Annotated in this window: 15 protein-coding genes; 3 read left to right on the forward strand and 12 right to left on the reverse strand. The window is 63.7% G+C overall.

Annotated elements, in window-relative coordinates:
- Positions 1–80: 80 nt before the first annotated feature.
- Positions 81–1319, reverse strand: coding sequence for an NADP-dependent isocitrate dehydrogenase (icd, locus tag H3L91_RS06010; RefSeq protein ID WP_040658867.1), 1239 nt, complete (start codon positions 1317–1319; stop codon positions 81–83).
- 303 nt (positions 1320–1622) lie between these two features.
- Here icd and H3L91_RS06015 point away from each other — a divergent pair, with 303 nt between their 5' ends.
- Positions 1623–2183 carry a pseudouridine synthase gene (locus H3L91_RS06015; protein ID WP_007342717.1) on the forward strand — a complete coding sequence of 187 codons (561 nt, stop codon included), beginning with the start codon at positions 1623–1625 and terminating at the stop codon, positions 2181–2183.
- Positions 2184–2259: 76 nt separating this feature from the next.
- On the opposite strand, the gene ykgO is transcribed toward H3L91_RS06015, so the two are convergent.
- Both ykgO and H3L91_RS06025 read right to left on the reverse strand, forming a co-directional pair.
- A complete protein-coding gene (gene ykgO / locus H3L91_RS06020; protein ID WP_007342718.1) occupies positions 2260–2385 on the reverse strand; it encodes a type B 50S ribosomal protein L36 in 126 nt (41 codons plus the stop codon).
- Positions 2385–2660 carry a type B 50S ribosomal protein L31 gene (locus tag H3L91_RS06025; RefSeq protein ID WP_040658870.1) on the reverse strand — a complete coding sequence of 92 codons (276 nt, stop codon included), beginning with the start codon at positions 2658–2660 and terminating at the stop codon, positions 2385–2387. Before H3L91_RS06025 ends, ykgO begins: the two co-directional genes overlap by 1 nt.
- Positions 2661–2858: 198 nt before the next feature.
- Here H3L91_RS06025 and H3L91_RS06030 point away from each other — a divergent pair, with 198 nt between their 5' ends.
- Entirely contained in the window at positions 2859–3881 is a 1023-nt protein-coding gene (locus H3L91_RS06030) for an ABC transporter permease subunit (RefSeq protein WP_007342720.1), read from the forward strand.
- Between the two features lie 378 nt (positions 3882–4259).
- Here the strand turns inward: H3L91_RS06030 and H3L91_RS06035 are convergent, their stop codons facing one another.
- A complete protein-coding gene (locus tag H3L91_RS06035) occupies positions 4260–4640 on the reverse strand; it encodes a hypothetical protein (protein ID WP_007342721.1) in 381 nt (126 codons plus the stop codon).
- A 39-nt stretch (positions 4641–4679) separates the two neighbouring features.
- The gene (locus tag H3L91_RS06040) at positions 4680–5975 is read right to left on the reverse strand and encodes a phosphatase PAP2/dual specificity phosphatase family protein (protein ID WP_007342722.1); all 1296 of its coding nucleotides are present in this window, start codon (positions 5973–5975) and stop codon (positions 4680–4682) included.
- A 187-nt stretch (positions 5976–6162) separates the two neighbouring features.
- Between H3L91_RS06040 and mobB the strand changes: the two genes are divergently transcribed.
- A complete protein-coding gene (gene mobB / locus H3L91_RS06045) occupies positions 6163–6681 on the forward strand; it encodes a molybdopterin-guanine dinucleotide biosynthesis protein B (RefSeq protein ID WP_040659491.1) in 519 nt (172 codons plus the stop codon).
- A gap of 185 nt (positions 6682–6866) precedes the next feature.
- Here mobB and xth read toward each other — a convergent pair whose 3' ends face one another.
- The 7 genes from xth to secA all read right to left on the reverse strand — a co-directional run bounded on the left by xth (position 6867) and on the right by secA (position 19961).
- Positions 6867–7658, reverse strand: coding sequence for an exodeoxyribonuclease III (xth, locus tag H3L91_RS06050; protein ID WP_040658872.1), 792 nt, complete (start codon positions 7656–7658; stop codon positions 6867–6869).
- The gene (locus H3L91_RS06055; RefSeq protein WP_049256651.1) at positions 7655–8074 is read right to left on the reverse strand and encodes an ArsR/SmtB family transcription factor; all 420 of its coding nucleotides are present in this window, start codon (positions 8072–8074) and stop codon (positions 7655–7657) included. Before H3L91_RS06055 ends, xth begins: the two co-directional genes overlap by 4 nt.
- A 205-nt stretch (positions 8075–8279) precedes the next feature.
- The gene (locus tag H3L91_RS06060; RefSeq protein WP_007342727.1) at positions 8280–9728 is read right to left on the reverse strand and encodes an NAD-dependent succinate-semialdehyde dehydrogenase; all 1449 of its coding nucleotides are present in this window, start codon (positions 9726–9728) and stop codon (positions 8280–8282) included.
- Positions 9729–10161: 433 nt separating this feature from the next.
- Positions 10162–12408, reverse strand: a complete 2247-nt coding sequence (locus tag H3L91_RS06065) for a DNA internalization-related competence protein ComEC/Rec2 (protein ID WP_040658874.1) — start codon at positions 12406–12408, stop codon at positions 10162–10164.
- 1000 nt (positions 12409–13408) lie between these two features.
- Positions 13409–14695 (reverse strand): hypothetical protein, encoded by a 1287-nt coding sequence (locus H3L91_RS06070; protein WP_007342731.1) that lies wholly within the window; start codon positions 14693–14695, stop codon positions 13409–13411.
- Between the two features lie 327 nt (positions 14696–15022).
- Positions 15023–16897 carry a tetratricopeptide repeat protein gene (locus H3L91_RS06075; RefSeq protein ID WP_007342732.1) on the reverse strand — a complete coding sequence of 625 codons (1875 nt, stop codon included), beginning with the start codon at positions 16895–16897 and terminating at the stop codon, positions 15023–15025.
- A gap of 295 nt (positions 16898–17192) precedes the next feature.
- Positions 17193–19961, reverse strand: a complete 2769-nt coding sequence (secA, locus tag H3L91_RS06080; RefSeq protein WP_007342734.1) for a preprotein translocase subunit SecA — start codon at positions 19959–19961, stop codon at positions 17193–17195.
- Positions 19962–20018 lie beyond the last annotated feature (57 nt).

Consider the following 20018-nt stretch of genomic DNA (forward strand, 5'->3'; position numbering starts at 1 on the left):
GTTGCGGCGCGATGGTAAAGAGGCCGTCTGAAAACCGTGTTTTATGGTTTTCAGACGGCCTCTTGTCGCTCGTGGCGTGTTTACATCCGATCGATCATCGCTTTGCCGAAAGCGGAGCAGGAGATTTCGTTTGCGCCGTCCATCAGGCGGGCGAAATCGTAGGTTACCTGTTTGTCGGCGATGGCTTTTTCCATCGCTTTAATCACCAGGTCGGCCGCTTCAGTCCAGCCCAGATGGCGCAGCATCATTTCGGCCGACAGAATCAGCGAGCCGGGGTTTACTTTGTCTTGGCCGGCGTATTTGGGCGCGGTGCCGTGGGTGGCTTCGAAGATAGCGTATTGGTCGGAGATGTTCGCGCCGGGAGCGATGCCGATGCCGCCGACCTGCGCGGCCAGCGCGTCGGAGATGTAGTCGCCGTTGAGGTTGAGGGTGGCGATGACGCTGTATTCGGCGGGGCGCAGCAGGATTTGCTGCAAAAAGGCGTCGGCAATGGCGTCTTTGACGATGATTTCGCGGCCGGTTTTCGGGTTTTTGAACGAACACCACGGGCCGCCGTCGATGGCTTGCGCGCCGAATTCTTCTTTGGCAACCTGGTAGCCCCAGTCGCGGAAGCCGCCCTCGGTAAACTTCATGATGTTGCCCTTGTGCACGAGGGTTACGCTGGGTTTGTCGTTGTCGACGGCGTAGCGGATGGCGGCGCGTACCAGGCGCTGCGTGCCTTGTTTGGAAACGGGTTTGATGCCGATGCCGGAGGTTTCGGGGAAGCGGATTTTGCTGACGCCCATTTCGTTTTGCAGGAAATCGATGACTTTTTTGCAGTTTTCGCTTTCGGCTTCCCATTCGATGCCGGCGTAGATGTCTTCGGTGTTTTCACGGAAGATGACCATATCGGTTTTGCTTGGGTCTTTGAGCGGCGAGGGCACGCCGTTGAAGTAGCGCACGGGGCGCACGCACTGGTAGAGGTCGAGGTCTTGGCGCAGGGCGACGTTGAGCGAGCGGATGCCGCCGCCGACGGGCGTGGTCATCGGACCTTTGATGGAAACGGCGTATTCTTTGAGCGCGGCAAGGGTTTCTTCGGGCAGCCAGACGTTTTCGCCGTAGATTCTGGTGGCTTTTTCGCCGGCATACACTTCCATCCAGTGGATTTTTTTCGCGCCGCCGTAGGCTTTGGCCACGGCCGCGTCGATAACGTCTTTCATCACCGGCGTGATGTCCGCGCCGATGCCGTCGCCTTCGATAAAGGGGATGATCGGATTGTTGGGAACGGCTTGGCCGGGGATGATTTTCGCGCCTGCGGCGGGTACGCTGATATGACTCATGGTGTCTCCTGTTTGGTCGTTTTCTTGTAGGGCGTGTTGACATTCAACTTTTGAAGCGAACTTTGCGGCATAAAATGGCAGATGCAAGGCGGAAACACGAGCCTATGCCGTCCATAGGCGAGTGTTTCCAACGCGGCAGATGCCGTTTTAGGGCGTAAAGGCCGCCAAAATGTTGAATGTCGGCACGCCCTAAAAACGCACGCGTCTTGTAAGCGGCGTGCAGCCGCGCGATTATGCGGGATTTGGTAAATTTTTGCCAGCGGCGGTTACAATAGGCCGTCTGAAAAACGGTTTGCGTAAAAAATGGATGATTTGATTGTGTTCAACAAGCCCTGCGGCGTGGTCTGCCAGTTTGGCGCGCACGAAAAACACCGCAGTTTGAAAGACTTTATCGACGCGCCGGGCTTTTATCCGGCGGGGCGGCTGGATACCGACAGCGAAGGGCTGCTGCTTTTGACGTGCAACGGGCGCATGCAGGCACGGATTGCGCATCCGAAGTTCAAGCTGGAAAAAACCTATTGGGCGCAGCTCGAAGGCAGCCCGCAGGCGGACAAACTCGCCGCGCTGCAAAGGCCGATGGATTTGGGGGACTTTGTCGCGCGTCCGGCCAAAATCCGCCTGCCCGATGCGGGTGAAACAGACGCGCTGTGGCCGCGCGTGCCGCCGGTGCGCTTGCGCAAAACCGTGCCGGATTTCTGGCTGGAAATCAAAATTGCGGAGGGAAAAAACCGGCAGGTGCGGCGGATGACGGCCAAGGCGGGCTATCCCTGCCTGCGGCTGGTGCGGGTGGGGATAGGCCGTCTGAATCTGTCCGGCTGCGCGCTGCGGCCGGGCGAATGGCGGTTTGCGCCGCATCTGCCGTAGTAGGCCGCGCAAAGACAAAGGCCGTCTGAAAAACGCTTTTCAGACGGCCTTTGTCTGTGAACGCAACGTCTCGGAATCAACGCTGCCGTGCTTTGAAACGGGGATTGCTCTTGCAAATCACATAAACCTTGCCCCGGCGGCGCACGATTTGGCAGTCGCGGTGGCGGGTTTTCGCGGTTTTCAGGGAGGATAGAACCTGCATTATTTGTCCTTTCTTACGGAATCGAACAGGCCGCCGAAACGCTGCTGGAAGCGGCTGGCGCGGCCTTCGTTGGCAAACTCGCGGCGTTTGCCGGTGTACACGGGATGGGAGGCCGACGAGGTGTCGAGCATAAAGACGGGATACTCGTTGCCGTCGCGCCACACCATCGTTTTGCCGTGCGTGTCGGCGCACGAGCGGATGAGCCAGCCCTCGTCCGCGCCGCTGTCGAAAAACAGCACGGTGCGGTAGTTTTCCGGATGGATGCCTGCTTTCATATCGGTAACACTCCTTGTTTTGTTATGCTGTAACATTCTAAACGCACCGTCGCGCATTGGCAAGCGTTTTTATCCGCGCATGGCAAGGCCGTCTGAAAACTGCTATCTTCGCGGCCTTTGTCCTCACACGCAAAGGCCGTCTGAAAAAGCGCGAAACGGTTTTTCAGACGGCCTCAAATTCAAAAACGGAACGACAACATGCCCGACACCCCGAACCGCAGCGCGTGGCAGGCGTTCAAACGCCACAAACGCGGCTATTGCAGCCTCCTGCTGCTCGCCGCCCTCTTTGCCGCCGCGCTGGCCGCCCCGCTGTGGAGCAACGACAAACCCCTGTGGATACAGTATCGCGGCGCGCATTATTTCCCGCTGTTTGCCGGCTACCACGACCGCGACTTCGGCGGCGATTTCGACACCCCTGCCGACTACCTCGACCCGCTGACACGCCGCAACATCACCACCGGCGGCAATCACGCCCTCTACCCGCCCAACCCCTACGCCGCCGCCACCCTCAACGATTCCGACACCGCCCCCGACCCCGCCGCCCCCTCGGCCGCCCACCTTCTGGGCACCGACGACCGCGGGCGCGACGTACTGGCGCGGCTGGTATACGGCTTCCGCGACTCGCTGCTGTTCGCCCTCGCCCTCACCGCCCTCACCACCGCCATCGGCACCGCCGCCGGCGCGGTGCAGGGCTACTTCGGCGGCAAAACCGACCTCGTCATGCAACGCCTGATCGAAATTTGGAGCGGCATGCCCGAACTCTACCTGCTGATCATCCTCTCCTCGTTTTTCAACCCCGGCCTGCTCCTGCTGCTGGCCCTGCTGTCGCTGTTCGGCTGGATGGGGCTTTCTGACTACGTGCGCGCCGAATTTCTCAAAAACCGCCAGGCCGACTACGTGCTGGCCGCCCGCGCGATGGGCGCGGGCAGCGGCGCGATTATGTGGCGGCACATCCTGCCCAACAGCCTCACCCCCGTGCTCGCCTTCCTGCCCTTCCGCATCTGTGGCGCGGTGCTCGCCCTCACCAGCCTCGACTTCCTCGGCCTGGGCGTGCCCGCATCGCAGGCCAGCCTTGGCGAAATGCTCGCGCAGGGCAAAGACAACCTCGACGCCTGGTGGATCGGCCTGCCCGCCGTCGCCACACTCACCGTCATGCTGCTGCTGCTGGTGATGATAGGCGAAGGACTGCGCCAGGCATTCGACGTGCGCGCCAGAGCATAAGGCCGTCTGAAAAGGTTTGTTTTTTTCAGACGGCCTCTGCCGTCAAGGTAGGGTGTGTCGCCCCAAGGCAACGCACGCGGTTTCCGTTGCACAACGCATCCGCGCGTTCCAATACGGGAAACACGAAAGGCCGTCTGAAAAAACAAAATCCGTTTTTCAGACGGCCTCTTGCCGCCGAGGTAGGGTGTGTCGCCCCGAGGCGACGCACGCGTTCCATGCGCCGCAACGAATCTGCCCGTTCCCCCAAACAGCAACCGCGTGCGTGGTTTGCGCCACACACCCTGCATCAGCCTCACCCGCCGCCGTGCCGCAACCGTTGCGCGGTTCGGTGCGGACAAAACGGTAAGAGGCCGTCTGAAAACATAAAAAAACCGTTTTTCAGACGGCCTGTGCCGCCAGCAGCAGCATTTGCGCCGCCGTGAGGTACAGGTATTTGCGCCACAGGGACAGTGCGCCCGCGCCGCGCCGCGCCATGGGGCGGGCGGGCGGAATTTTGCGGCGCAGGCCGCTTTGCGCGAGGGCTTGGTCGAAGGCTGCGGGCGTGCAGAGGCCGAGGGCGAAGTCTGCAAAGATGCGGCGGTCGAAATCGAGGCGGATGTGGCAGCAGGCCAGCGCGGCGGCCAGCGGCAGGTGCAGGGCGAAACCGAGGCCGCCCGCCTGTGCCGAGAGGGCGAACAGCAGGGCGTTGGCGGCGGCGGTGTAGGGCAGGGTGGCCAGCAGGCGGGCGGTGAGCAGGGCTTGGGTTTGGTCGTCGGTCATGGTCGGCTTTCGCGGGTATGGGCGGGCGTTTGGGGTTTTTCAGACGGCCTCAGCCTTGCGGACGAGGGCGGCGGCCGTTTCGGCGGCGGTAACGGCGGGTGTCAAAACCGCATGCGGCCTTGCCTGTTGCAGAACGGCGGCGGCTTCGCCGATGTTTTTGCAGCCGCCGCAGGCCGCCAGCCAGGCCAGCACGGCCGCCGCGCTGCGTCCGTAGCCCAAGGCGCAGCAGACCAATACGCGCCCGTGCGTGCGGCGCATCTGTTCGATCTCGGCGGCGGCGCGTGCCAGGTCGTTTGGGGTAGGAACAAGCAGATCGAGCAGCGGCATGGCGCGGTAGGCGGCGGCATGGTGGCGGCAGGGGTATTCGGCGCAGAGGTCGAACACGGCGGGAAAACCGGCGGCGTGATGGACGCTGCCGACAAACACGCCGCCTTGCACGGCGGAATTTTTCTCGCGGCCGCGCAGCCAAACCGCCCAGACCGCCCGCGCGGCGGCCAGATAAGGCAGCAGCAGGACGGCGGCGGCGGGGGAGAGCCTGCCGTTTTGCTGTTTTTGGAACACGGCGGGGTTGGCGCAAAAATAGGCGCAGGCAACCATCAGCAGTGCCGCACTCAGCCACAGCGTCCACAGCCATGCGCCGCCGCAAAAGGCGGGCAGGGCGGCCAAAACCGCGCCCGCCAGATAACGGCCGGCATAACGGCCGTTTCGGTTGAAAGGCCGTCTGAAAAACTGTTTTAACGGGCTTTCACCGTGCTGCGGCAACGCCCACAACACTCCGAAACCCAGCAGCGCACCGGTGGGAACGTCGATAAAATGGTGCTGGTAGGTGGTCAGCACCGACAGCGCAATCAGCCCCAGCCAGGCAAGCAGCGGCAGGCGGATTTTGGGAAACCGCCGCCAATAAAACGCGCCGACGATCACCGTGAGCGCGATGTGCAGCGACGGGGCCTGGTTATACGGCGCGTCAAACGCCAGCAGCGCGTCGAACAGCAGTCCAGCAAGGCCGCCATAGGGCGGTTTTTCCCAAGAAAAATGCAGCGGAAACAAGACAAAGCAGACAAATGCGACGCACTGCGCCGCCACCAGCCGCGAAACATAGCGGTTTTGTCCGCGCACGCTGCGGCAGAGGAAAAACGCCGCCGCATACATCAGGTTCAGCGACCAGTAGGGCACGACCGTCCACGCCCAAAACGGAATGCCGCGCTCCCAGCCGAACGCGATTTCGGGCACAAAAGCGCGGCGCGAGGCAAGGAAATTGGCCAGGCCGTAGCTGCTGTAAAACAGCACGCCGACGGCAAACAGTTTGAGCAAGGTGGGTTTGAAAGCCGGTTTCATGGCGGGGGATTCCGTATTCGGAGGCCGTCTGAAAAGGTTTCAGACGGCCTATAATGATATGGTGAAACAACACAAAATGTAGGGTGTGCAGCGTAAGACACACCCGTTTTGCAGTAACGGCGGTGTGCGTCTTGCGCCACACCCTATGCAAAGTTTGAAACAGATAAATCAGTTACAGGAGGACAACATGCTCCCCATCCTCGGCATCACCGGATACAGCGGCAGCGGCAAAACCACGCTGCTGGAAAAACTGCTGCCGCAGCTTCGCGTCCTCGGCCTGCGTGCGGCGGTGGTCAAACACAGCCACCACGACGCGCAGACCGACCGCCCCGGCAAAGACAGCCGCCGCATGACCGAAGCGGGCGCGGCGCAGGTGATCATGGCCTGCGGCAACCGCTGGGCACTGATGACCGAAACGCCGCAAGAGCCCGCTCCATTTGATTATCTGGCGCGGCAGTTCGACCCCGCGCTGGCGGATTTGGTGCTGGTGGAGGGTTTCAAACACGAGCCGCTGCCGAAAATCATGCTGCACCGCAAAGGCATAGACAAACCGCTGCCCGAAATGGACGGCCATGTGCTGGCGGTGGCGGCGGACTACACGCCAAACTGCGCCTGCCCGCTGCTGGACATCAACGACGCGGCGCAGATTGCGCGTTTTGTGGCCGACTGGTATGCGGGTGCGGTTTTTGCCGTTCAGGCCGTCTGAAAAAACGAAACCTTGCCGTATCCGCCCATGCCGAACCTTTTGTAGGGTGTGTGGCGCAAGCCACGCACGCGGTCTTTGACGCATCACGAAATCCGAGCCTTCCCGCAAATCCGAAACCGCGTGCGCGGTTTGCGCCACACATCCTACACCAGCTGCCTCAGGGCAGAGGCCGTCTGAAAACCTTTTCAGACGGCCTGATCCGTTGGCTGCAAAGCAAACTCCGCCCACACCGGCGCGTGGTCGCTGGGGCGTTCCTGGGCGCGGGCGTCCAAATCCACGGCCGCGTTTTGCAACGCGGCGGCGAGGGCGGGGGTGGTGAGCAGATGGTCGATGCGCAGGCCGAGGCCGCGTTGGAACATCGCGCCGCGATAGTCGAACCAGGTGTAAAACGCGCCTTCGGGGTGGATGCGGCGCAGGCTGTCGGTCAAGCCCAAACCGAGCAGGGTTTGGAACCAGCCGCGTTCTTGGTCGGTGCAGAGGATTTTGCCGCGCCATTTTTCCGGGTCGTAGCAGTCGGCGTCGGCGGGGGCGATGTTGAAGTCGCCGAGCAGAACCAGTTTGTCATGGCGGGCAAGCTCGCCGCGCACGAATTCGGTGAGCGCGGCAAACCATTGTTTTTTATATTGGAACTTGGGGCTGTCGGGGGCTTCGCCGTTGACGCAGTAGACATTGATGACGCGCACGCCGCCAATGGTGGCGGCGATGACGCGCCGCTGCGGGTCGTCGGGCAGGGCGGGCAGGCCGGTGCGCACGTCGTGCAGCGGGTGGAGGCTGACGATGGCCACGCCGTTGTAGGTTTTCTGGCCGCTCCACGCGCATTGCCAGCCCATCATGGCGAGGGCGGCGGCGGGGAATTTGTCTTGGTCGAGTTTGAGTTCCTGCAAGGCGAGGATGTCGGGTTGGTGTTCGGCGAGCCAGTTTTGCACCTGCGGCAGGCGCACGTTGAGGGAATTGACGTTCCAGGTGGCGATTTTCATGGTTTGCGGGGCGGTTTTTTGTCGGCGGAAAAGGGACACTGCGGCGCGGGGGCTTCGGCAGGGGCGGCGGGGTCGGAATCGGCTTTCGGGCTGCGGTTGAGGCACATGCCGCTCAATACGTCGAGGATGGTTTGCGCTTCGGGCGCGGCGAGGCGGTATTCGAGGATGCGGTGGTAGCGGTTGTAGTCGACGAGTTTGGCGTCGCGCAGCTTGGTGAGGTGGTTGGAGAGGGTGGTTTGGCTGATGCCGAGGATGTCGGCCAGCTCGCTCACGCTGCGCTGGCCTTCTGAGAGCAGGCACAGCAGCATCAGGCGGTGGGGGTGCGCCATCAGTTTGAGCATGGAGGCGACGTGTTCGGCGTTGCGCAGTGGGTTGCCGCCGCCGGCGGGGTTGAGGCGTTGGAGGTTTTCGTTCATGCGCGGCATTTTATGGAGGATTGGCGGGCGGCGCAATGCGGCAGAGGCCGTCTGAAAAAAGGGAAAACCCGTTTTTCAGACGGCCTGTGTGCGTGTTTTTCAGACGGTCTAGGGTCTGTTGGCATTCGGCTTGCGAGCATTTTTGACGCGGCAGGCGGGTGTTTTTTGCCAAAAACACCGCCGCAAAGCTGATTGTCAACAGACCCTACGCCCCGATGCCCGCAGTTACGATGTATTTCATTTCCAGATATTCGTCCATGCCGTAGCGCGAGCCTTCGCGGCCGATACCCGACTGCTTCACGCCGCCGAAGGGGGCGGCGGCGTTGGAGAGCGCGCCGGTGTTGACGGCGGCCATGCCGTATTCGAGGGCTTCGGACACGCGGGTGATGCGGCCGATGTCGCGGCTGTAAAAATAGGCGGCCAGGCCGTATTCGGTGTCGTTGGCCAGCGCGACGGCTTCTTCTTCGGTGTGGAAACGGAACAGCGGTGCGAGCGGGCCGAAGATTTCTTCGCGCGATACGGCCATCTCTGCCGCAGCATCGGCAATCACGGCGGGGGTGATGAAGAGGCCGTCTGAAACGCCGCCGCACAAGAGCCGGCCGCCTTTGGCCAGCGCGTCGTCCAGCAGGCGGCGCACGTTGGCGGCGGCGGCTTCGTCGATTAGGGGGCCGATGTCGGTGTCCGGCTTCATGCCGTTGCCGGTTTTCAGACGGCCTGCGGCGGCGGCGAACTTGGCGGCAAACTCGTCGTACACGCCGCTTTGCACGTAAAAGCGGTTGGCGCACACGCAGGTCTGCCCCGCGTTGCGGAACTTGCTGGCGATCGCGCCGGCCACCGCCGCGTCGATGTCGGCGTCGTCAAACACGATAAAGGGCGCGTTGCCGCCCAGTTCCAGCGACACTTTTTTCACCGTGGCCGCGCACTGCGCCATCAGTTCGCGGCCGACTTCGGTCGAGCCGGTGAAGCTGAATTTGCGCACCCGCGCGTCGCCGGTGAGCACGCCGCCGATGGCGCGCGAGGAGCCGGTCAGCACGTTGAACACCCCCGCCGGAATGCCCGCCCTTTGCGCCAACTCGGCCAGCGCGAGGGCGGAGAGCGGCGTTTTCGAGGCCGGGCGCACGATAAAGGCGCAGCCGGCGGCCAGCGCGGGCGCGGCCTTGCGCGTAATCATCGCATTGGGGAAGTTCCACGGCGTAACCGCCGCGCACACGCCGACCGGCTGGCGGATGACGCTGATGCGCTGGTCGGCGTTGAGCGCGGGAATGGTGTCGCCGTAAACCCGTTTGGCCTCTTCGGCGAACCATTCGACATACGACGCGCCGTAGGCAATCTCGCCCTTCGCTTCGGCGAGCGGCTTGCCCTGCTCGGCGGTGAGGATGGCGGCGAGGTCGTCTTGATGCCGCGTCATCAGATCGAACCAGCGGCGCAGCAGGCGGCCGCGTTCGGCGGCGGGGCGCGATGCCCATTCTTTCTGCGCGGCGCATGCGGCATCCACGGCGCGGCGCGTTTCCGCTTCGTCCATATCGGGCACGGCGGCGACGGTTTGACCCGTGGCGGGGTTGGCAACGGGCAGGGTGCGGCCGCTGTCGGCATCGCGCCACTGCCCGCCGATCAGGCAGCGGGTCTGCAACAGGGCGGGATCGGCAAGCTGCATGGCGGTTTCCTTTCAAAACGGTTGGAACGGGATACGGCGGCACTATACCCGCGATTGCTCCGCTTGTCTGTGCCGCCAAGGCAGGGTGTGTGGCGCAGCCGCGCACGCGGTTTTTGCCGCAACCCAAAGGCCGTCTGAAAGCCGCGTGGTGCAGTTTTCAGACGGCCTTTCGTGTTTCTGCCATTGGAAAGCGCGGATTTGTCGAAGCGGCATAAAACGCGTGCGTCGCCTTGAGGCGACACACCCTACCCAAGGGCGGAGGCCGTCTGAAAAAATGAAATCTTTTCAGACGGCCTGTTGCCGTTCCGCCCATGCCGAATCCGTTGTAGGGTGTGTGGCGCAGCCGCGCACGCGGTTTTTGCCGCAAACCCAAAGGCCGTCTGAAAAACCGTGTCTGCCGTTTTTCAGACGGCCTCTCCGTTATCGGGGCGGCTTAATCGTCAAACGGTTTCTGCTGCCAGTAAAACCGTTTGGGCGCGGCGGGACGGGCGGAGACGGTGTCGCCGACGGTGTCGAACTGCCACGCGCCTTGGCGGTCGGTGCGCAGCAGGGTGATGCCGTGGGCGGACAGGCGGGTCTGCACTTCGCGGGCGGGGTGGCCGTAGGGGTTGCCGAAGCCGGCGGAGGCGACGGCGTATTGCGGGGCGACGGTGTTGAGGAACGCGCCGGAGGACGCGCTTTTGCTGCCGTGGTGGCCGAGCACCAGCACCTGCGCGCGCAGTTTCGCGCCGTAGCGGCGGATGAGTTCGGCTTCGCCGCGCGCGTCCAAATCGCCCGTTACCAGCACGGCCGTGCCGCCCGCGACGACGCGCAGCACGCAGCTGAGGCCGTTGTCGCCCGCGCCGCCGCCGCCGGTGTCCAGCCACTCAAAGCGCACGCCGTCCCATTCCCAGGCCGCTTCGCTGCGGCAGCTTTGCGCCTGCGGGTAATACTGCGGCTGTCCGGCCAGCACGGCGCGGGGGGCGAGGGCGGCGGCGATGAGCGGCGCGCCGCCGTCGTGGTCGGCGTCGTGGTGGGAGAGGGCGAGGATGTCGGGGCGGCGCACGCCCGCGCCGCGCAGGGCGGGCAGGGTCTGCATCTGCGCCGCGCCTGCGGTGCCGGTGTCGAATATCAGGCTGTGGGAGGCCGTCTGAAAAGACACCGACAAACCCTGTCCCACATCAATCACGACGGTTTTCAGACGGCCTTTCTCCGGCGGCGCGGGGCGGTAAAACACAAAACCCGCCAGCACCAACGCCGCCCACGGCCGCAGCCCCGCGCCGCGCGGCAGCATGAGGACGGAGCAGGCGGCGCAGGCCAAGAGCAGCAGCGGCAGCGGGGCGGCGGCCACGCCCCATTCGGGCGCGTAACGCGCCGCCCAAGCCAGCGCGTGCAGGGTCTGCCCGCCCAGCCATGATGCCGCGTATTGCAGCGGGTAAAACGGCAGCAGCGAACCGGCCAGCGCGAGGGGGACGAGTATCCATGAAAACCACGGAATCGCCGGGGCGTTGGCCAGCGGCGAGGCGGCGGGCAGGGCGGAAAACAGGCGGCCGGCGGCGGGGACGGTGGCAAGGGTGGCCGCCCACTGGGCGCGCAGGGCGGTGCCGTACCATGTGCCGCCGCCGACGCGCCAGGCGTCCGTCCACAACAGCGCGGCGACGAGGCCGAAGGAGAGCCAGCTTCCGGCCGAGAGCGCGGCGGCGGGGTCGGCAAACAGCACGGCGGCCAGCGCGAACCACCAGCCGCGCCAGGCCAGCGCGGTGCCGCCCGCGAGCCAGGCGGCGGACACGGCGGCAATCATCAGCAGCGAGCGCACGGTGGGCACGGCGAAACCGGCCAGCGCGGTGTAAAACAAAGCCGCCGCCGCGCCCGCGCCCAGCACCCACGCGCGGGGGCGGTGCGGTGGGGCGGGCAGCAGGCGCAAAAGGCCGTGCGCCAGCCAGCCGAACAGCACCGCCACCATGGTAACGTGCAGGCCGGACACGCTCACCAGATGGTTGAGGCCGAGCGGGCGGAACGCCTGCCACCATTGGTTGTCCAGCGCGTCCTGCTCGCCCACCGCCAGCGCGCGCATCAGTGCCGCGCCCTCGGCGGCCTCGGGCGGCATACGTTGCCAGCTTGCACTGATGCGTTCGCGCAGGCGCAGCAGGCCGTCTGAAAACGCGTCGGACAAACCGCCTGGCCACTGCGCCGCCTGCCGCGCCGCCCCCGCTGTGCCCAGCGCGTCGATGCCGTTGGCCAAAGCCCAGGCTTCGCGGTCGAAACCGCGCAGATTGGCTTCGCCGACGGGCGCGCGCAGGCGCACGTTCAGCCGCCAGGTGCTGCCCGCCGGCCACTCGCGCCGCCCGAAATCGGCCAGCTGCACGCGGTAGCGGCGGCCGTCGTCGGCGAGTGCGTCGGCCAAAACGCGCACGCGGCGGCCGTCGTCCTGCGCCAAACCGGCCACATGCACGGTGAGCGCGACGCTCTGCCCCTGTTTTTCAGACGGCCAGCGGGCATCGAGCGCGGCTTCGGTGCGCCACACGCCCCACAGCGCGCCCGCCACAAACACCGCCGCCCACAAACCCGCCCGCCTGCGCCGCCAAAACACCGCCGCCGCGCAGCAGAAAGCCGCCGCCCAAACGGGAAGCGGCGGCACGGAAGGCAGCGCGAAGGAAAGGACGATGCCGGCGGCAAGGGCACTGAGCAGGTAAAACGGCATGGCGGCTGGCGGAAAAAGGCCGTCCCCGCCTGCGCGGGGATGACATTTCTGAAAACGGAGACGGCGGCAGGATAGCACGGCGCAGGCGGCGGGCAAACCGTGTGGGGCGTAGAAAAGATAAAGAGGCCGTCTGAAAAGCCATGCGGGGTGGTCTTGACCCACCCTGCATGGCTGCCGTTTTTTTCTCCCCTGCGAAAGCGCGGAGGAGGGGCGGGGGCAGTTTGCAGAACCGCTTGGCCGCCGCGCCGCAAAGGGTTTCCAAACCGCAACCGCTCCCACCCTAGGGTCTGTTGACAATCAACGTTTTGGCGGCTTTTACGCCCTAAAACGGCATCTGCCGCGTTGAAAATACCCGCAATGGACGGCATAGGCTCGCATTTTCGCCTTGCATCTGCCGTTTTATGACGCAAAATCCGCTGCAAAAGTTGAATGTCAACAGACCCTAGCCCTCCCCCACGAGCGGGAGAGGAGATGGCCTTTGCAGGGCATGTGGCGCAGCCAAAACGCAGCGGGTAGTCGTAGGTCGGGCATTTATGCCCGACGTTTTTGAAATGTGCCGGTGCCTGTCGGGCATAAATGCCCGACCTACTTACTGGAAATCTGTTTTTCAGCGGGTAGCTTGGGTTGTCAAACCCGACATCGGCGGGTTGCGCGGGCGTTGGGTCTTAACCCAGACTGCCTTGTTTTCCCGCAGAATAATCTTGGCACACAGGATGTTGCGGATACAAGTATCCGACCTACGGCTTTTCAGACGGCCTGTTCTCATACGGCACATGCCGAATCTGACGCAGGGTGTGCCGCCCCGAGGCGACGCACGCGTTCCCTGCTACACAACGAATCCGCGCGTTTTCCCAAAGCCCGAACCGTTGTTGTAGGTCGGGCATTTATGCCCGACGTTTTTGAAATGTGCCGGTGCCTGTCGGGCATAAATGCCCGACCTACTAGCGGCGGAGGCCGTCTGAAAAATCCGTTTTTCAGACGGCCTTTCGGTTTGCGGCCATCAGTCTTCTTCGGCTGCGTGGTCGTATTCTTCCTGCGTTGCCAGCCGGATGCCGCGTTTTTGCAATTCGGCTACGAGGGCGGGGGGCGGGTTGAGGTTTTCGAGGCCGGTGATGCGTCGGAGTTCGGGCAGATGGGCGAGGTCTTCGATGGCAGCTTGGGCGGCGGGGATCAGACCGCGCAGGACGGCGGCGGCGGGGGTGTCGGGGGCGGCTTCGGCGAGCAGGCGGATGTTGTCGCGCACGACGCGGCTTCGTTTGAGCCATTTGACGAGGCCGGGGCGGGTGTCGGCGATGTCGCTTGCGCCGTTCTCTGTCAATTCAAATTCTTCCAGCACTTGTTGTTGCAGGGTTTCGATTTGTGCCGCGCCGCATTGGGGCAGGGCGGTTTGGAGGATGGCGGCGGCGTGGCGGTAGGGGAAGCTGTCGGTGTCGCCGTCGCCGAACATTTGGCTGAGGCAGTAGTCCTGCCGGTTTTGCGCACCGAGGGCGAGCAGGGTGGCGAAGGCGGCGGCGGGGTCGGGGGCTTGTTCGAGGTAGCTTTCAAAGAAGCCGCTGTATTGTTCGGGGAAGCGTTGCAGGTAGGGGCGGACGAGGGCAGCGGCGGGGGTGAGGTTTTCGGGCTGGTCGTGGGTGCTGTGGTGGAAGTAGAGGTCGAGCAGGCTGCCGAGCCAGTTTGCGGCGCGGGTGTCGCTCGGCAGCGGGGCGGCGGTGGCGGCGGCGAGGTGTTTGGCCAGTTGTGCGCCGTATTCGGCGAGGACTTCGCCGGTTTGGCGGGTGTTGTCGTAGCGTTCGGCGATGAATTTGCGCTGGGCAAACAGGGCGGCGAATTCGTCCAAGCCCTGCCATTGCTGCCATTGCTGCGCGGCGGCCTGTTCGAGGATGGGGAAGAGGAAGGTGTAGTAGTGGCGCAGGTCGGCTATCGGGTGCTGCTCGAAATATTTGAGCCATTCGCGGCGCACGGCTTTGCGGGAGGTGGGGTCTTGTTGGAGCTGGGCGAGGTTGCGGCCGAGCATGGCGGCTAGGGGGTTGGCTTCGGGTGTGTTATGGCCGTCTGAAAGCTGGGTTTCGGGCGGGGTTTCGGCTTGGGCGGTGTGGGCGGTTTTTTGCGGAAGAAGGAAAACATGGCGGGTAGGGCTTTCTTGGATGGGGTTTAGGCCGTCTGAAAAACGGATTGGACGGTTTTTGCTTTGTTGAGGCCGTGTTTTCAGACGGCCTTTGGGTTGTGCGGCACGTGCTGAACGGTTTTTTGTTTGAACGGAAGAGACCGCGTGCGTGGCTTGCAGCACACCCTGCAAAGGCCGTCTGAAAAAGCAAAAAACAGTCTGAAAACCTATACTATCCGTTTCCATCCCCTGCGAGAGCGCGGGGGAAGGTCGGGGTAGGGGCGGTTCGCAGAACCGCTTGGCCGCCGCGCCGCAAAGGTTTCCGCAGCGGTGGCAGCTTCCCACCCTAACCCTCCCCCGCGAGCGGGAGAGGGGGCAAGGTTTCAGACGGCCTCTGAACGGCATGAACCGCGTGCGTGGCTGTGCCACACGTCCTGCTTGGCGGCGGAGGCCGTCTGAAAGTGCGGTTTCACAGGGGAAAACGGTTCCAGACGGCCTTCGGCGGTGTTTTCAGACGGCCTTTTTCTTTTTGGCGGGGGCGGCTTTGCCTTTGCTTTTGCCGGTGTCGGCGGCGGGTTTGTCGGCACTCAGGCCGAGGCGGCGCAGGGTGTCTTGCAGGGTGCGGTGGCCGGCATCGAGGCTTTGGCCTTGTTTGAGGATGGCGCGGGCTTCGTCTTTTCTGCCCAGTGTCCACAGGACTTCGCCGAGGTGGGCGGCAACTTCGGCTTCGGGCTGTTCTTGGAAGGCGTATTGCAGGTAGGGCAGGGCGGCTTGGGGGTCGCCTTTGAGGAAGTAGGCCCAGCCGATGCTGTCGTTGACGGCGGGTTCTTCGGGCACTTGCTCGAAGGCCGCGCTGATGAGGGCAAAGGCTTCGTCGGTTTGCGGTTTGGGCAGGGTGAGCAGGGTGTAGCCGAGGGCGTTTTGGGCGTTGGGGTCGCCCGGGGCGAGTTGGATGAAGCGGCGCAGGTCGGCGACGGCTTTTTCGGGCTGGTGCAGGCGGTCGCTGTATACGAGGGCGCGTTGGTAGAGGATGTTGCCGAGGATGTCGGGTTCGGCTTTTTCTTTGACGGCGCGGGTGTAGAGGCGGTTGAGGGCGGCGAGTGCCTGCTGGGGGGTGCTGAGGCGGGCGGCGGTGAGGGTTTCGATGCGGTCGAGGTGGCTGCTGTCGAAGAAGCGTCCCTGTTTGGCGGTCATGGCGCGGGCGCGGCGCACTTGGGCGGCGGCCTGCGGCCATTTGCGCTCTTCGGCGTCGAGGGAGGCGGTGAGGACGGCTTTGTCGAAGGCGTAGTCGGGGGCGTGGATTTTTTCCACCCATTTGCGGGCGGCGGCGAAGTTTTTGTTGTCGGCGTTGCGCAAAACGGCGATGACGGCGGCGCGGCTTTGTTGTTCCTGTGTGCCGCTCTGGTAGGCTTTGGTGAGGTAGCCGACGGTTTCTTCGAGCGGGGCTTTGCGGTTGGCGGCGAGGAGGGCGGCCTGGATGTAGAGGTCGGCACTGGGGCGTTTGTCGATCAGGTTTTGCAGCAGGCGGCCGGCTTCGTCTTTTTTGCCGGCGTAAACGAGGGCTTCGATTTGCAGCTCCTGCCACACGGGGGAGAGTTGGTCGGTGTCGGTTTCGGCGAAGAAGCGGTTGATGGTGTCGGGTTTGCGCTGGCCGATGAGGCGCAGGGTGAGGTAGGTGGGGGGGAGGATTTCGCTGTCGAGCGCGGCCAGGCGTTGCAGGGCGGCGACGGCGGCGGAGGGTTTGTCGTTGAGCGCGCTGAGGATGGCGTCGGCGATGACGGCGTCGGGTTTGTCCTGGTGGGCGGCGGCCTGCCGGTGGACGGTTTCTTCCATGATTTTGGCCACTTCGGGGTTTTGCGCGGCGATTTGGGCGACGAGCAGGAAGATGCGGCTGCGCTGGGCTTCGTCCGCGCCTTCGAGGGCGGCGGTGAAGCCGTCGCGGGCGTTGGCGTAGTTGCCGCGCACCATGTCGCGCATCCAGGTGATGCGTTGCAGGGCGGGGCCGGGGGCGGGTTCGATTTTGAGCCAGCTTTGGTAAACCTGTTCGGCGTATTGGTATGCGCCCAGGCCGACGGCCATGTCGATGGCGCGTTCGGCCACTTCGGGGTCGCGGGTGCGTTCGAGCATGGCGATGTAGGTGCCCAGCGCGGTGCCGGGGTCGCCTTTTTGCAGTGCGAGTTCCGCGCCGAAGAGGGTGAAGGTGTCGTTGGTGTGGCGCACGACGGCTTCGCGGCGGGCGGCTTCGGCCGCGTCGATGTGGGTGTGGCGCACGCGGGCGACTTTGGCGACGGGCTGTTTGGTTTTGCCGGCGGCTTGGAGCGCGGGGGCGGCGAGCAGGAGCAGGGCGCAGGCGGCGGCGGTGAGGCGGGGTGTGGCGGCAGGCATGTTTTGTCCTCGTGCGGTCGGCCGCTGGGCAGGGTTGGCCGGTGTCCGGCTTTGGCGGTGTTTCGGGCGGAAACCGTTGCGCAGGCCAGATGGCGGCAGACCTTGTGTTTTCAGACGGCCTGTAAGCGTTTGTCCGGCGTTCGGCGGCCGGACAGGTCGAAAAAAAGGGGGCTACTTTAACACAGGATGGCGGCGGCGGCAGAGCCGTGTGCGGCCGGCGTGCGGATTTTGAAAAACCGCGCCTTCGGCGGGGAACGGGTTCCGTCAGAAGGCGCGGTCGGGCGGGTGCGGGGCATCAGGCGAGTTTGCCGTGGCACTGTTTGTATTTCAGGCCGCTGCCGCAGGGGCAGGGTTCGTTGCGGTGGACGACGATGCCGCGCGCGGCCAGTGCTTCGGGGGTGTAGTCGCCGTCGCCGCCGTTGGGGTCGAAGGCTTCGGCGGCTAGTTCGGTGCGCGACTGCGACAGCACTTCTTCCATGTCGGGCGCGTCAGCATGGACGGCGTGGGCGTGCAGGTCGGAGAGTTCGGCCGGTTCGCTTTCTTCGGCCAGCGGCTCGTTCATCTGGATCTGCACGGAGCTGAGGAAGGAGGCGATTTGGTATTTGATGCCGCTCCACAGGTTTTGGAACATTTCAAAGGCTTCGCGCTTGTATTCCTGCTTGGGGTTTTTCTGCGCGTAGCCGCGCAGGTGGATGCCCTGGCGCAGGTAGTCCATGGCGGCGAGGTGGTCGCGCCATTGGCCGTCGATGACCTGCAACATGACGTTGCGCTCGAATTCCTGCATTTCTTCGCGGCCGACCAGCTCGGTTTTGGCGGCGTATTCCTGCTCGGCCTGGGCGATCAGGCGTTCTTTGACGTCTTGGTTGTCGAGGGTGTTGTCAGCTTTGAGCCAGCCCTGGATGTCGGCATGGATGCGGAAGTCGGCGGCGAGGCGGGCTTCGAGCGCGGGCAGGTCCCATTGTTCTTCCATGCTTTCGGGCGGCATGTGGGTGTCCACCACCGAGGCGATGGTTTCTTCGCGGAATTCTTTGGCCAGCCCGGAGATTTCCTGCGAGGACAGGATGTCGTTGCGCTGGAAATAGATGACTTTGCGCTGGTCGTTGGCCACGTCGTCGTATTCCAACACCTGTTTGCGCATGTCGAAGTTGCGGCCTTCCACTTTGCGCTGCGCGCCTTCGATCTGGCGGGTGAGCATGCCCGCTTCGATGGCCACGCCGCGTTCGGGGGCGAGGCGGTTGAGGATGGCGGCGGCGCGGTCGAGGGCGAAGAGGCGCAGGAGCGGGTCTTCAAACGAGAGGTAGAAGCGGCTGGAACCGGGGTCGCCCTGGCGGCCGGCGCGGCCGCGCAGCTGGTTGTCGATGCGGCGGCTTTCGTGGCGTTCCGTACCGATGATGTGCAGGCCGCCGGCTTCCATGACTTTGTCGTGTTCTTCCTGCCAGCCGTTTTCCAGCTTGGCGATGCGGTCGGCTTTTTCTTCCTCGCTGAGGGTTTCGTCGGCGCGGACGGCTTCGGACTGGTGCTTGACGTTGCCGCCGAGCACGATGTCGGTGCCGCGTCCGGCCATGTTGGTGGCGACGGTGATCGCGCCGACTTTGCCCGCCTGCGCCACAATCAGGGCTTCGCGCTGGTGTTCTTTGGCGTTTAACACGTTGTGCGGGATGCCTTCCTGATTGAGCAGGTTGGAAACCAGCTCGGAGTTTTCGATGCTGGTGGTGCCGACCAGCACCGGCTGGCCGCGCTTGTAGCATTCGATGATGTCTTTGACGACGGCTTCGTATTTTTCTTCCGTCGAGCGGAAAATCTGGTCGTTGTAGTCTTTGCGCTGGACGGGGCGGTTGGTGGGGATGATGACGGTTTCGAGGTTGTAGATGCTTTGGAATTCAAAGGCTTCGGTGTCGGCCGTGCCGGTCATGCCCGCGAGTTTGGTGTAGAGGCGGAAGTAGTTTTGGAATGTGATGGAGGCGAGGGTTTGGTTTTCGCGTTTGATTTCCACTCCTTCTTTGGCTTCCACAGCCTGATGCAGGCCGTCCGACCAGCGGCGGCCGGACATCAGGCGGCCGGTGAATTCGTCGACAATCACGATTTCGCCGTCTTGGATGACGTAGTGCTGGTCTTTGTGGAACAGGGAATGCGCGCGCAGCGAGGCCATCAGGTGGTGCATCAGGGCGATGTTGGAAACGGAGTAGAGCGAGTCGCCTTCTTCCAAAAGCCCCATGCGGACAAGCACGGCTTCGGCGTGTTCGTGTCCGGCCTCGCTCAAAATCACGCTGTGGTTTTTTTCGTCCACCCAGTAGTCGCCTTCGCCTTCTTCACTTTCCTGGCGGAACAGCAGGGGGGGGACTTGGTTCATGATTTGGTACAGGCTGACATTGTCGTCGGCCTGGCCGGAAATAATCAGCGGGGTGCGCGCTTCGTCGATCAGGATGGAGTCCACTTCGTCCACCACGGCGAAGTTCAGGCCGCGCTGCACTTTTCTGTCCAGCGTGGTAACCATGTTGTCGCGCAGGTAGTCGAAGCCGAATTCGTTGTTGGTGCCGTAGGTGATGTCCGCGCCGTAGGCGTCCTGCCGCTCGTGCGGTTCCAAATCGCTGATGATGACGCCCACTTGCAAGCCGAGGAAGTTGTACAGCGGCTCCATGGTGGCGGCGTCGCGCTGGGCGAGGTAGTCGTTGACGGTTACGACGTGCACGCCTTTGCCCGAGAGCGCGTTGAGGTACACCGGCAGGGTGGCCACCAGCGTTTTGCCCTCGCCGGTGCGCATTTCGGCGATTTTGCCGTAGTGCAGCACCATGCCGCCGATCAGCTGCACGTCGAAATGGCGCATGCCCAGCACGCGGCGCGAAGCCTCGCGGCAGACGGCGAACGCTTCGGGCAGGATGCTGTCCAAATCCGCGCCCTCGGCGATGCGCTGTTTGAATTCGGCCGTTTTGGCTTGCAGCGCGGCATCGTCCGATTCCTGCATCTGCGCTTCTAGCGCGTTGATTTTCGCAACGGTTTTGCGGTACTGTTTCAGCAGGCGGTCGTTGCGGCTGCCGAATACTTTTTTGGCGAGTTGTGTGAGCATGTGAGAAAAATTCCTGAACCTTGTAAGGTTTTCCAAAGGCAATAGCCGCGCATTTTA

Source organism: Neisseria bacilliformis (assembly GCF_014055025.1).
In the GTDB taxonomy this organism is placed as follows: domain Bacteria; phylum Pseudomonadota; class Gammaproteobacteria; order Burkholderiales; family Neisseriaceae; genus Neisseria; species Neisseria bacilliformis.

Excerpts from the sequence above, each read along its gene's own strand:
- H3L91_RS06055 (WP_049256651.1), bottom strand. The coding sequence starts at position 8,074 with ATGAACGAAAACCTCCAACGCCTCAACCCCGCCGGCGGCGGCAACCCA.
- mobB (WP_040659491.1), top strand. The coding sequence starts at position 6,163 with ATGCTCCCCATCCTCGGCATCACCGGATACAGCGGCAGCGGCAAAACC.
- H3L91_RS06060 (WP_007342727.1), bottom strand. The coding sequence starts at position 9,728 with ATGCAGCTTGCCGATCCCGCCCTGTTGCAGACCCGCTGCCTGATCGGC.
- H3L91_RS06065 (WP_040658874.1), bottom strand. The coding sequence starts at position 12,408 with ATGCCGTTTTACCTGCTCAGTGCCCTTGCCGCCGGCATCGTCCTTTCC.
- ykgO (WP_007342718.1), bottom strand. The coding sequence starts at position 2,385 with ATGCAGGTTCTATCCTCCCTGAAAACCGCGAAAACCCGCCACCGCGAC.
- H3L91_RS06075 (WP_007342732.1), bottom strand. The coding sequence starts at position 16,897 with ATGCCTGCCGCCACACCCCGCCTCACCGCCGCCGCCTGCGCCCTGCTC.
- H3L91_RS06015 (WP_007342717.1), top strand. The coding sequence starts at position 1,623 with ATGGATGATTTGATTGTGTTCAACAAGCCCTGCGGCGTGGTCTGCCAG.
- xth (WP_040658872.1), bottom strand. The coding sequence starts at position 7,658 with ATGAAAATCGCCACCTGGAACGTCAATTCCCTCAACGTGCGCCTGCCG.
- H3L91_RS06040 (WP_007342722.1), bottom strand. The coding sequence starts at position 5,975 with ATGAAACCGGCTTTCAAACCCACCTTGCTCAAACTGTTTGCCGTCGGC.
- secA (WP_007342734.1), bottom strand. The coding sequence starts at position 19,961 with ATGCTCACACAACTCGCCAAAAAAGTATTCGGCAGCCGCAACGACCGC.
- icd (WP_040658867.1), bottom strand. The coding sequence starts at position 1,319 with ATGAGTCATATCAGCGTACCCGCCGCAGGCGCGAAAATCATCCCCGGC.
- H3L91_RS06025 (WP_040658870.1), bottom strand. The coding sequence starts at position 2,660 with ATGAAAGCAGGCATCCATCCGGAAAACTACCGCACCGTGCTGTTTTTC.
- H3L91_RS06035 (WP_007342721.1), bottom strand. The coding sequence starts at position 4,640 with ATGACCGACGACCAAACCCAAGCCCTGCTCACCGCCCGCCTGCTGGCC.
- H3L91_RS06030 (WP_007342720.1), top strand. The coding sequence starts at position 2,859 with ATGCCCGACACCCCGAACCGCAGCGCGTGGCAGGCGTTCAAACGCCAC.